This is a genomic window from Nioella ostreopsis (genome assembly GCF_004000255.1).
Taxonomy (GTDB): Bacteria; Pseudomonadota; Alphaproteobacteria; order Rhodobacterales; family Rhodobacteraceae; genus Nioella; species Nioella ostreopsis.
In genome coordinates, this window is record NZ_RCIQ01000035.1 from 1 (window position 1) to 12304 (window position 12304).

Below are 12304 nucleotides of genomic sequence, written 5' to 3' on the forward strand. Positions count from 1 at the left end.
CCCGTTACCGAAGTCCAGAGCCTAGCGTACCGAAATCGATGCGCCGGCCCGGCAATCGGGTATCAAGAAACCGAAACGGATCCAACCAACTCGCTTTCTCGAATTCGACCGAATGGGATGTCCAGAAGTGTGGTGCATGAAGTGGCAACCACACACTCAAACAGATCCTGCCGGGTTTCTTCTGCGAAAGTCTCACAGGCCGGGCACAGGTTGGCCTGCCCGGCCTAGCCTACAGCAAGGTTCTCCACAAATGCTCCTCTGGCTTTGATCCTTCGTTGTTGAGGGGCGGTCTGAGCTGTCGTTTCAGGATCAGAAATCGGGCCCGGATATTCCTGAAAACCCTTGAGACAAGGCCTCGGTGAGTGCGGTGATTGGGTGGAATATGTAGCACTTTCATCAAAGACCCTTGTTGCGAAGATCCACCAGAAGAACCGTCCGTTCTTGCCATCACGTTGCCGGATCGCGGAAAGAACGAAGCGATCTCCTTTCAGGCTGAAATCTGACTACGGACTGCCAACCTCGGTGCTTCGGGTAGTTTCCTGAGTGACTTGCACCGGGCTGTATCAATGCAGTTGGCATGACTAGCCTATACCGAATGGAGCAACCGGAGATCCTCAGGCAGCAAGTCGGGCGGCAGAGCCTGATAGCAGACCGGACGCAGCCAACGGCGGATCGAGAGCGTTCCGACCGAGGTCGCTCCGAAATTGGTCGACGCTGGATATGGCCCGCCATGAACCATCGTGTCACTGACCTCGACGCCCGTCGGGAAACCATTCACCAGCAATCGACCGGCCTTGCGTTCGAGGATGGGAACCAGCTTTCCAGCCATGGCCATATCCGCTTCATCGAGATGAAGGGTGCAGGTCAGCTGTCCCTCAAAGCCCCGCGCGATCGCAGGAAAATCGTGTGCAGAGGGCACCCGGATAACAAGTCCAAGCGGGCCGAATACCTCTTCCGAAAGTTCTGGCGTAGATTTCCAGACATCGAGGCTGGTTTCGAACAGGTAGGGATTTGCACTGCGGTCCGCGCAGGCCATGCCGGCGCGCTGTTTGAGACCCGACACGCTGTCAACTCGGGACACACCGCCGCGATAGGCCTCGGCGATCCCGTCCGTCAGCATGGTCTGTGCCCCGGTTTCAGAAAGGGTTGCTTCCGCTCCGGCAAGGAACGCATCGGCATCGGCCCCATCCTCGATGAAGACCACACCGGGATTGGTGCAGAACTGACCTGCCCCCATTGTCAGGGAGGCAGCCCAGCCCTTTCCGATTGCTTCGCCACGCGCTTTGGCCGCCTCGGGCAGGACAAAGACCGGATTGATCGACCCGAGTTCCCCGAAGAACGGAATTGGCTTTGGACGGGCAGCGCAAAGGTTGAACAGGGCGCGCCCCCCGGTCAGCGAGCCCGTGAACCCGACCGCCTGGATCAGCGGGTGTTGAACCAGCGCCTCGCCGACATCCCGCCGACCGCCCTGGATCAACGAAAAAACGCCAGCGGGGACACCGCAGATCTGAATGGCAGCATAAATGGCCTGCGCGACGATTTCCGAAGTGCCGGGGTGGGCGGAATGCCCTTTCACGACAACGGGACAGCCTGCTGCCAGCGCGCTTGCGGTGTCCCCGCCCGCCACAGAAAACGCGAGCGGGAAGTTTGACGCCCCGAAAACGGCAACGGGGCCTATAGGGCGCTGCATCATGAAGAGTTCCGGGCGGGGCAAAGGAGCGCGATCCGGCAAAGCCTCATCGTGACGTCGGTCCAGGTAGGCCCCGTCGCGAATATGGCTGGCAAAAAGCCGCAATTGCCCAACGGTGCGCCCGCGCTCCCCTTCCAGACGCGCGGCAGGCAGACCCGTTTCGGCCGTTCCAACTTTCGTTATGGCATCGCCGCGCACATCGATCTGATCAGCAATGACGTCCAGGAATGCAGCCCGCGCGTCTCGGGAAAGCATACAAAAGCTCTCAAACGCGGTTTCCGCTGCCGTGGCTGCGGCATCGACCAAGTCCGGCGATCCGGCGCAAAACGCCTGCGGCCCGCCAAAGACGGGCTGTGAATCAAACGTCTTGTCACTTTCAATCCACTGGCCCGCGATCAGATGTTTGCCTGTTAGCATGTCACTCTCCTCATAGCAGGCCTCGTCCGGCCAGATTTCTCATCAGTGCGCTCACACCGAAGGTCCATGGCGGGCATTCCCGGCTGAGCCGCACGTCGTTCACCAGAACCCCCAGATCCGAAGCCGCGATGCTGACCCTGTCGCCCACCTTGTGGGTAAACCCCTCGCCCGCGACGTCGCGGTCATCGGTCGGCGCGAACAAGGTTCCGAGATACAGCATGAAACCGTCAGGATACTGGTGGTTCTCGTTGATCGTCTGGGCCACGATATCGGCGGGGTCGCGGCTGATTTCGGACATGCTGGAATGACCGGTCAGCCTGTAGCCGTCCCTGCCCTCGACCGTCATCGTCAATTCGGCCCGTCGTACCTGCTCCATGCCATAGCTGCCATCGAACAGCCGGATGAAGGGGCCGATCGCCGCCGAGGCATTGTTGTCCTTGGCTTTCGACAGTAAAAGGGCCGACCGCCCCTCGAAATCGCGCAGGTTCACGTCATTGCCGATGGTCGCGCCCTTGATCCGGCCCGTGCTGTCCACCGCAAGGACGATCTCGGGTTCCGGATTGTTCCAGACCGATTTCGGATGCAGGCCGACCGGTGCGCCCCAGCCAACAGCCGACAAGGTCTGCGCCTTGGAGAACACTTCGGCATCCGGACCTATTCCAACTTCAAGGTATTGCGACCATAGCCCCTCGTCCTGAAGGGCCTTTTTGACCTGCGCGGCCTTGTCGGACCCCGGTTCGATGTCAGAAAGGCTTGCCCCGATGAGTGCCCCGATCCGATCCCTGATGGCCCGCGCCGCATTGGGGTCGCCTGCAGCCCGCTCTTCTATCACGCGCTCCACCATTGACTTGGCGAAGGTGACGCCCGCGGCCTTGACTGCCTGCAGGTCATTAGGGGCCAGCAGGTGCCGTTTGGATGGGTCACTCTGCGCATCAAGGCTTTCGGTCTCGACGTCCGCAAGCGACCCGACCACCGGGCCGTTAAGCTCCGCAACGGTGGCGGCCGGATCATCCATTTCCAACAGATCACGCATGGTCGGCACCTTGCGACTTGTGATGTCAACCAGATCACCCTCGCGAAGCGTCACCAAAACCGGCCCCGTACCCGGCACCCAGACGCGCCCGACCAAGATGCCGCTTGCGGCGTTCAAACCCGTATCCGTCATCTCACGCCACCCAATGTTCACGGTCGCCGAGGGCAATGTGGATGGACTTGGTTTCCATGTACTCCTCGACCCCCATCATCCCGCATTCGCGCCCCGTGCCAGAGCGTTTGAACCCGCCCATCGGCTGTTCTGGACCGCCGACAATCGTCGTGTTCACCCAGCAACGGCCAGCCCGCATCTTTCGAATGACGCCAAGCGCCGTGTCGATATTCTTGCTCCAAACCGATGCGGCGAGGCCGTACTCGGTATCGAGCGCGATCTCGATAGCCTCTGCGGCGGTCTCGAAGGTCTGGACCGTAACGACGGGGCCGAAAATCTCTTCCCGCGCGATCGCCATGTCCCGGGACACACCCGAGAAGACGGTGGGAACGATGAACTCCCCGCCAGAGGGCGAAACAGCCTCCCCTCCTCTGTCCAGACAGGCGCCCTCTGCCTGGCCCCGTTCGACATAGCTCATGATCTTCTTGAAATGCTGTGGCGTGACAATCGCCCCCATCTGCGTGTCCGGATCCAGCGGATCGCCGATTTTAACGCGCGACAACTTTTCAAGCAGCTTTGCCTTGAAGCTCTCGGCGACTGAGGCCTCTACGATCAGGCGTGAGCCTGACACGCAGCACTGCCCCGCATTGAAGCAAAGACCAAAGGCGACGCCATCCGCCGCATCGTCCAGATTGGCGTCGGCGAAGACGATCTGCGGGTTCTTGCCTCCAAGCTCCAACCCGACCTTCTTGAGGTTGGATTTCGACGCCGTCAGAACCCGTTCGCCCACCGCAGTGGACCCGGTGAAGGAGATCATGTCGATGTCGAGATGGTTCGACATGGCTTCCCCCACCACGGGACCGGTCCCGGTGACCACATTGTAGACACCCCGTGGCAGGCCCGCCCCGGCTAGGATCTCTGCAAAGATCAGGCTGGTGGTCGATGTCATCTCGGAGGGCTTGAGCACCACCGAACAGCCTGCCGCCAGAATAAATGGCAATCTCTCGGCCAGCACGATGAACGGAAAGTTCCATGGCGTGATCAGTCCGACAACACCGATGGGCTGTTTCGTGACGAGGCCCAACATGCCTTCGCCATAGCTGTTGTGGGTCTCGCCGGTGATCATGCGCGCCATTCCCGCGGCTGCTTCGTAGTGATCTGCCGCACCGGTGATCTCTGCCTTCGACTGGCTGATGGGTTTGCCCGTCTCCAGGGTCTCCCAATAGGCCATTTCGTCCAGCCGGGCGCGAATGCCCTCGGCCGCTTTGATCAGGATGCGCCCGCGTTCTGCACCCGGGGTGTCGCCCCAGACATCCTCGAATGCTCTGCGAGCCGCCGCGACCGCCAGATCGACGTCTTGCGCCGTGCAGAGGGCAACAGAGCTTACCGCGACACCGTGGCCGGGGCTGACCCGTTCCAGGCGTTCCCGGCCGCTGCCATCGTGCCACTGACCGTCAATGAAATAGCCATTCTGCCGAACGGACTGGGCGAGCGAAGAGTAGTCTTTCATTGGTCAGGTCCTTGCGTTTGAGCGACGGAAAAGCGGCTCGAACAGGCGCATGATCGCGCCGCCGGAGTAGCTGGCCACGGCGATGGCAAGCACAATGCCGATGATGATGCGCTGCCAGTAGGGATTGACCCCGAGAAGATTGAAGCCGTTCGACATCATGCCGATGATCAGCGCGCCGCAGAGAGTGCCGATTACGGTGCCCTTCCCCCCCATCAGAGACACGCCGCCGATCGCGGCTGCGGCGATGGCGTCGAGTTCCCAGCCGACGCCTGTGCGCACCGCTTCCCCGGACTGCATGCGAGCGACCAGCAGCAGCCCCGCGAATGCGGAAAGGAAGCCGCTGATGGCATAAGCGAGAACCTTGATCCGCGCGACATTCACGCCTGCAAGACGTGCCGCTTCTTCATTGCCCCCGATCTGATACATCTGGCGTCCCGCCGAAGTGTAGCTGAGAAACAGCGCTGCGATGACACAGGCCGCAAGGAACAGCGCGGCAGGGACGGGCAGCCCGAGGATGAAGCCATCTGCCAAAAGAAACAGCTCATCTGGCAAGGTGCCGAAAATGGGACGAGAGTCGGAGTAGTCCATGGCGATCCCGCGCACGATCGCCATGCTGGAAATCGTCACGATGATCGGCTGGAAATTGAAGGCGGTGATGATGACGCCATTGGCGATCCCAACCGCGATCCCCGCCAGCAAGGCGAGGTGAATTCCCACGATCGGAGGCAGGGTTGCCGACAAGCCCGCGATCAGTACCGACGACAACGCCACGACGGATCCGACTGACAGATCGAGGCCACCGACGATCAGGACAAAACACATGCCAAGGGCGACAAGCCCAAGCAAAGAGGCCTGCTTGGCGATGTTCGACAGGTTGCCCGGATCAATGAAGGACGGCGCAACGAACCCGAAGACAACGGCCATGACAACGAGAACGGCGACAAAGGGATATTTCTTGACAAGGTTCACCGTTCTTACTCCTGCACCGTGATTTGCCGGACAATTCCGTATTCGATGACGTCGAAGCTGAGTTCCACATCGAGGTCGAACTCATAGGTTCCGGGCCGTCGCGCTTCGAGCGTTGCGGTTACTGTCGTGGGTTCTGTCAGGGCCGCGAAAGACCACGCCCGCCGCCCCCAGAACTCCGCGACCGAACGGGGGTTCGGTTCGGCTCGGACAAGGTTGAAGCCGCGCCAGAATGGCAATGCGGTCATCAGGGAAAAGGTCGCCGCATGGCCTTCGTTCGGCTCCATCAGGATCGTGATCTCAAACCGATCACCCACCTGCACGCTTTCCGGCATGGAAATGCCATTCGAGCCGATGATGACGGGCGCGTTCTCTGGCAGTTCCGCGTCCTCTCCGGCTGCTGCGGCGGCCTGGAGCTGTTCGAGATGCCGCCGCGCCTCGCGCGTGGCCTCGTCATCTGGGAAATGCTCTTCGAGCTGGCTAAACACGATCTCGAATGCCGCCCCGTCGCCGGATTCCTGAAGCATCAGCGCGTAGTTGCGCAACACCTCGTAGCGATATTCCTCGCCGATCATGCCGTTCTCGATATCTGCCAAAAGCGCAGCATAGGTTTCGCTCGCCAACTCGAAATTGGCGCCCCCCCTGGCCGAATTTGCGATACCGATGCGTGACAGGATTGCGTATCCGCTCTCCGGGAAGCGGTCGATGACCTCTTGGTAGAGAGGGATCGCACGATGATACACACGCGTCAGTTCTAGGTTGTTGGCGCGCGTGTAAGGCGCTTTGGCCAGGTCAATCTGAAAGAGAGAGGGCGTCGTGGACCAGAGCGCCAAGTTGATCGCGACAAGCAAGGCCGCAACCCCACCGATGACCTTGACCATTGGCAGGGTGCCATAATCCCATCTCATCGTCGGCCAGGACAGCGAGCGCAGGCCACCGCGATCGCTGATCGCCTGTAAGATGACCGCCATAAGGATGATCGCGCCTTTCGCAACCTGCTGCCAAGCCGGTCCGACTCCCAGCAGATTAAAGAGGTTTCCGACGATCCCGATGATCAGCGCACCGACGAACGCACCCCAGATCGAGCCGGACCCGCCCCGGATCGACGTTCCACCGATCACGACAGCGGCGATCGCGTCCAGTTCCCAGAAGATTCCGGCCTGACCAGGTTCGCCCGACTCCATCCGGCTGGTCAACACCAGGCCCGATATTCCGGCCAGAAGCGCACAGTAAAGGTAGGTCTTCATCTTGACCCAGGACACCTTCACGCCCGAAAGCCGTGCAGCCGTCTCGTTCGCACCGATTGCCGTGACCTCGCGCCCGAAGACGCGCCATTTCATCAGATACCACGTCACGAAGGCAGCGGTGACGAATACGACGGTCGGGATTGGCACACCCAACAGCGTGCCTCGCGAGAGGAACAGGAAGAAGTCTGGGTAGTCCGCGTAGATGGGCTGGCCCCCTGTGAAAACGAGCCCAGCGCCACGCGCAACACTCATGAGAACAAGCGTCGCGACGAAAGGCTGCAATCCGAGCCAGCTTACCAACGCGCCATTCGCGAAGCCCACGGATGCGGCCACCACCAACGGAATTGCGATGAACAGGAGGAAATGGGCATCGCTGACCCAAAGACTTGCCGCGACAGCCCCCGTAAGGGCGACGACCGAACCGACGGAAAGGTCAATTCCGCCCCCGATGATCACCACGTTCATACCGATCGCGACGATCCCGATAAGCGATGCTGCCCTGACGACGTTGAAGATGTTCTCAGCCGTCCAGAAATGGGGCGACACAATCCCGGCCACGACGACGAGTATCGCCAGGATGACGAAATTGCCCCGGCTGACAAAGGAAATCACGTTCTGCATCATCGTGCGACCCCATGCGCGTCGGCATCAGCCGACTTCCCCATCGCGTTCAGCATGATCTGGTTGAGATCGAACGCCCCGCGGTGATAGCTTTCGGTCACTTTGCCCAGGTGCATACAAACGATCCGATCACAGACACGGATCAGTTCCTCGATCACAGAGGAGATCACGATCACGGACTTCCCCTGGGCCGTCAGGTCCCAGATAAGATCGAAGATCGCCTCCTTGGCACCGATGTCGATGCCGCGTGTGGGTTCATCAAGCAGGAAGATATCCGTTCCCGCCCCCACCAGTTTGGCCAGCACGACCTTTTGCTGGTTACCGCCCGAAAGCGTTCCAACAGGCCGCTCGATCCCTGCATGTTTGACGAAGAGTTTCCGGCACAAGTCTTCTGCCTCTTTGGCTTCCCGGCGCAGGTTCAACCCGAAAGCGCCGCTAAAACTGCCGAGGAATGGCAAGGTGACGTTCGTGCCGATAGGCATGGACAAAACCAGCCCTTGCGTCTTGCGGTCCTCGGGTGCGAGCCCGAGACCAAGGTCAAGCGCCTGCCTCGGGTTGGAAACGAGGGCCAGTTTGCCGTTGATCGACAGATCGCCTTCCGAAATCCGGTCGGCCCCGAACAGCGCACGGACCAGTTCGGTCCGCCCCGCCCCCATCAACCCCGCGATGCCCAGGACTTCGCCCCTGTGCAACGTCAGGCTGACATTCTGCAGATCAGGCGGCCGCGACAGGTTTCTGGCCTCGAGGACGATTTCGTTCTGGTGGACGACGCCCCGATGCTTGCTCTCGTCGACCTCCACCTTGTGGCCCAACATCATCTCGACCAACTTCGCCTCGTCGATGTCTGCTGTCGCCGCCGCCCCGATGTAGTCGCCATCGCGCAAGACGATTAGGCGGTCGCAGATCTCGAAGATTTCGTGCAGGTGATGGGTGATCAGGATCACGGCAATCCCGTCGTTGCGCAGGCTCCGGACCAGGTCAAAGAGCCTGTCGACCTCCTCGCGCGACAAGGACGCAGTCGGTTCATCCATGATCAGAAGTCTGGATTTGCGACGGGACGACTTCGCGATCTCGATCAGTTGCTGCTCGGCCACGCTGAGGTCGCCCGCCTTGGCATCCACGGACGCCTCCATGCCCAGCCGATCCAGAATGTCCCGCGCTTCCCTGCGCATCCCCTTCCAGTCCAAGACCCCGGACCGGCGCTGAAGATTGCCGAGGAATACGTTTTCAACCACTGACAGCTCAGGAATGATCATGAGTTCCTGATAGATCGTGGAAATGCCCTGCGCCTGTGCATCCAGAGGGCCTGAAAACTCGATCGCCCCCCCCTCCCAGAACAGCGTGCCCGTGTTGGGTTTTATCGCTCCGGACAAGATCTTCATTAGCGTTGATTTGCCGGCACCGTTCTCGCCGACCACGGCGACGACTTCGCCCGGTGCGATCTGGAAATCCACGCCTTTGAGAGCTTTGACACCGGGGTAGCTTTTACTGATGTCATTGGCTTCCAGCAGCCATTCCGCAGATCCGGCGGATGGGCCTTGAAGCGATGCGTTCTCGGTCATTTTGGTCCTATGGTCCCCTTGGCAACGAGATCATCGAGATGCTCATTGCAGATCCCGAGTTCTGTCAGCACTTCTTCGGTCTGGGCGCCAAGTTTCTGCGGAACCAGACGTATCGGTGCCACAACCCCATCGTAGCGCACCGGGTTGGCGACCAATGTGATTTTCTCGCCGTTCCAGGACTCGACCTCGACGAAATCGCCGTTGTGAAGCACCTGCGGGTCCTTGGCCAAGGCATCGTAGTCGTTGACCTCGGTATACCAGATATCGCGCGCTTCCAGAATCTGGGCCCATTCATGAAACGGCTTCGTCTTGAGGCGCTCCGCGAACACCGCCGAGATTTCCTCGCGGCGCGCAAAGGCCTCTTCCTGTGTGATGTTGAATGTCTCTGCCAGTCCGATGGCCTCCAGCATCACACCGAGATTTCCGAGCGACAGCCCGATATAGCGGTCGGCGGTCGCGTAGATGCCGTAGGGCGCCTCGTGGTACCAGCTGCCCACGCTTGCGGGCTGTTGGGTGCTTACCGGTCTCTCCCCATTGAAGTAACACACCAGCGACTCAGCTTGCAGGTTCAGCGCGGCCGAGAACAGGTTGACGTCCACGCGCCCCCCCTCCCCGGTTCTGGCCTTCTTGACCAGAGCCCCGAGAATGCCCGCCGCGTAGATCATCGCCCCGTGCTGGTCGATTGCGGAGGTGCCGATCAATCGGGGAACTTCTCCCTGCTTGCCAGTGATCCAGGCCATCCCGGACAGGGATTGCGCGATCATGTCCTGCCCCGGGCGGTTGACGTAGGGACCGTCGGCGCCAAAGCCGCTGGCGGATGCAAAGATCAGACCAGGGTTGATCTTCTTCAGCTCCTCATACCCCAGGCCCAGCTTTTCCATGACGCCGGGCCGGAAATTTTCAGCCACCACATCCGCGGTTTCGATCAGCTTTTTGGCAATCTCGACCGCCTCGGGCGACTTGAGATCGAGACAGATGCTCTTCTTGTTGCGGTTGGCGACCAATTCAAGCGTCGTTTCGCCACCAGCTCGCTTGGAGTTCTGACCGCCCCAATGCCGCTGAAATGCACCCTTGGGCGGTTCGATCGCGATGATCTCCGCCCCGAGATCCCCAAGAAACTGAACACCCAAGGGCCCCATCAGGAAATGGTTGAAACTGACGACCCGGATTCCTTCTAGCTGCATTCTGTTTTCCTTCTCCGATCACTTCGCCTGAGTTTCATTCGTCTGTGAATTCTGCGGGTCGCTTTTCAAAGAACGCCGCCATGCCTTCTTTCTGATCACGTGTCGTGAAGGCCAACGCGATGTTGCGGCGTTCGCGCTCCAACCCGGCTGAGAGCGGCAATTCTTCCGCCGCACGAACGGCATCCTTTGCCAGGCCAAGCGCTTTGGAAGAATGACGGGCGACAAGCTTTGCCAATTCAACCGCCCGGTCATCAGAGCGCCCTTCCTCGGTCACCTCGTTGACGAGCCCCAGACGCTGCGCCTCCTCGGCGTCGATCAGGTCGCCCGTCAGTATCATCTGCATGGCCGCGTATTTTCCGATCCGCCGGGGCAGCCTTTGCGTGGCGCCATCACCGGGGATGTGTCCGAGCTTAACCTCTGGCTGGCCAAATCTGGCGCGGGCTGATGCAACAATCATGTCACAGAGCATTGCCAGCTCGTGACCACCTCCCAGACAGATCCCGTCCACGGATGCGATCAGCGGCAGGCGTGTGGTCTCCAAGACCTGCCAGTCTTCTGCCCGCTTCCTGTTCTGGATCGCGTCGATACCAGCGTCACGCATTTCGGAAACGTCAGCTCCGGCAGAGAACAGCCCATCACCGCCCGACAGGACCACGCACCGGCAACCTTTTTCGGCTTCACAGGCGCGAATATGGTCCGCCAGTTCCGCGATCATCTTGTTGCTCAGGGCGTTGCGCTTCGACGGGCGGTTCAGCCTAAGGCGTACGACACCCTTTGCCGGCGCGTCGCGAAGCACCGCGACATCGTTGAGGGAGGACATGTTGATACCACCTGGATAAAGTGTAGGGCCGCATAGGCCCCGAACGGGTCGGGGCCTATGCTCGACTCCGCGAACTTACCGCACGTACTGCGAGTCCGGATCGTAGAAGTCTTCCACGTTTTCAGGTGTGATCACGGGTGTTTCCGTGATGATCCGACGCGGAACTTCCTGCCCCTGCAGGACGCGAAGCGCCATGTCGAGACCAAGCGCGCCACCGGTGGCGTAGATAGCCGTCGCCTGCAGCCAGCCTTCCTGGATGGCTTCGAAGGCCTCACGCTGCCCATCCACGCCGACGAGGAAGACATCGCCCGGCTCATAGCCGGCTTCGCGCAGGACGTTGATCGCCCCCAGGATCATGGGGTCGTTGTGCGCGTAGATCACCTGGAATTCACCGCGGTAGCGGGTCAGCCAGTCTTCCATGATCGGGATGGCGGGTGCGAGGTCATAGTTCGCCGGTTGCGCGTCCAGGCGCACGATTCCGTCTGCCCCCTCGATCTGAGACGCAAAGCCTTCATGACGCTGAATGGTCGGCGTCGCCCCGGGGATCCCCTCCAGCTCGAGATAGGCGAATTCGTCGCCCATCTGCTCGCGGGTGTAGCGGCCCAGTTCCTCGCCGATTTGCAGATTGTTGCCGCCAATAAAGACATTGTAGCCTTCACCAACGATCTCACGATCGAGAACCACAAGCGGGATTCCGGCCGCATTGATGGCCTCCACCGCCGGCACAAGAGCCTGTGCTTCGCGCGGGCTCATCATGATAAGATCCACGCCACGCGAAATCAGATCTTCGATATCCGCGATCTGGCGCTCGTTCGAGCCGCCCGCATCGGTATAGATGAACTCCTCCACCAGATCCGGATACTGACCAGCCTGCGCTTCGGCAGAGGTCACCATATACGCACGCCAGGGGTGATCCATGGTGTCCTGGCTGAAACCGATGGTCCATGGCGGCGCGCCATAGGGGTATTCTTGCGCTATCGCGCCCGATGCCAGCCCAAGTCCGACCGCTGCGGCCGGGACCAAGGACAGAATGCTCCGTCGATTAATCATGCTTTCCTCCCTTTCAACTCTCCAGTTTTCGCCCTGTCAGTTCGCTCGAAGAACGCGTGTGGTGACACTCCTTCCACCCCGAACGCGACTGAC

General features: G+C 60.5%; 9 protein-coding genes. All 9 read right to left on the bottom strand.

Going from position 1 to position 12304, the window contains the following annotated elements; all coding sequences use genetic code 11:
• Positions 1-586: 586 nt before the first annotated feature.
• Positions 587-2107 (bottom strand): aldehyde dehydrogenase (NADP(+)), encoded by a 1521-nt coding sequence (locus tag EP237_RS21350; RefSeq protein WP_127562856.1) that lies wholly within the window; start codon positions 2105-2107, stop codon positions 587-589.
• A 10-nt stretch (positions 2108-2117) separates the two neighbouring features.
• Complete coding sequence (locus EP237_RS21355; RefSeq protein WP_127562857.1) at positions 2118-3272, bottom strand: fumarylacetoacetate hydrolase family protein; 1155 nt, start codon at positions 3270-3272, stop codon at positions 2118-2120.
• Between the two features lies 1 nt (position 3273).
• Entirely contained in the window at positions 3274-4761 is a 1488-nt protein-coding gene (locus tag EP237_RS21360) for an aldehyde dehydrogenase family protein (protein WP_127562858.1), read from the bottom strand.
• A gap of 3 nt (positions 4762-4764) precedes the next feature.
• Entirely contained in the window at positions 4765-5730 is a 966-nt protein-coding gene (locus tag EP237_RS21365) for an ABC transporter permease (RefSeq protein ID WP_127562859.1), read from the bottom strand.
• A gap of 5 nt (positions 5731-5735) precedes the next feature.
• Positions 5736-7598 (bottom strand): ABC transporter permease subunit, encoded by a 1863-nt coding sequence (locus EP237_RS21370; protein ID WP_127562860.1) that lies wholly within the window; start codon positions 7596-7598, stop codon positions 5736-5738.
• Positions 7595-9157: a sugar ABC transporter ATP-binding protein gene (locus tag EP237_RS21375; RefSeq protein ID WP_127562861.1), complete on the bottom strand. Its 1563-nt coding sequence runs from the start codon at positions 9155-9157 to the stop codon at positions 7595-7597. The genes EP237_RS21370 and EP237_RS21375 overlap by 4 nt, the downstream gene beginning before the upstream one ends.
• Complete coding sequence (locus tag EP237_RS21380) at positions 9154-10341, bottom strand: CaiB/BaiF CoA transferase family protein (RefSeq protein ID WP_127562862.1); 1188 nt, start codon at positions 10339-10341, stop codon at positions 9154-9156. The genes EP237_RS21375 and EP237_RS21380 overlap by 4 nt, the downstream gene beginning before the upstream one ends.
• Before the next feature lie 34 nt (positions 10342-10375).
• Complete coding sequence (locus tag EP237_RS21385) at positions 10376-11161, bottom strand: enoyl-CoA hydratase-related protein (protein WP_127562863.1); 786 nt, start codon at positions 11159-11161, stop codon at positions 10376-10378.
• A gap of 75 nt (positions 11162-11236) precedes the next feature.
• Complete coding sequence (locus tag EP237_RS21390; protein WP_127562864.1) at positions 11237-12211, bottom strand: substrate-binding domain-containing protein; 975 nt, start codon at positions 12209-12211, stop codon at positions 11237-11239.
• Positions 12212-12304: the final 93 nt, after the last annotated feature.

Bases quoted from the DNA above. Each gene is read 5' to 3' on its own strand.
- EP237_RS21350 (WP_127562856.1), bottom strand. From the start codon at position 2,107: ATGCTAACAGGCAAACATCTGATCGCGGGCCAGTGGATTGAAAGTGAC.
- EP237_RS21355 (WP_127562857.1), bottom strand. From the start codon at position 3,272: ATGACGGATACGGGTTTGAACGCCGCAAGCGGCATCTTGGTCGGGCGC.
- EP237_RS21360 (WP_127562858.1), bottom strand. From the start codon at position 4,761: ATGAAAGACTACTCTTCGCTCGCCCAGTCCGTTCGGCAGAATGGCTAT.
- EP237_RS21370 (WP_127562860.1), bottom strand. From the start codon at position 7,598: ATGATGCAGAACGTGATTTCCTTTGTCAGCCGGGGCAATTTCGTCATC.
- EP237_RS21375 (WP_127562861.1), bottom strand. From the start codon at position 9,157: ATGACCGAGAACGCATCGCTTCAAGGCCCATCCGCCGGATCTGCGGAA.
- EP237_RS21380 (WP_127562862.1), bottom strand. From the start codon at position 10,341: ATGCAGCTAGAAGGAATCCGGGTCGTCAGTTTCAACCATTTCCTGATG.
- EP237_RS21385 (WP_127562863.1), bottom strand. From the start codon at position 11,161: ATGTCCTCCCTCAACGATGTCGCGGTGCTTCGCGACGCGCCGGCAAAG.
- EP237_RS21390 (WP_127562864.1), bottom strand. From the start codon at position 12,211: ATGATTAATCGACGGAGCATTCTGTCCTTGGTCCCGGCCGCAGCGGTC.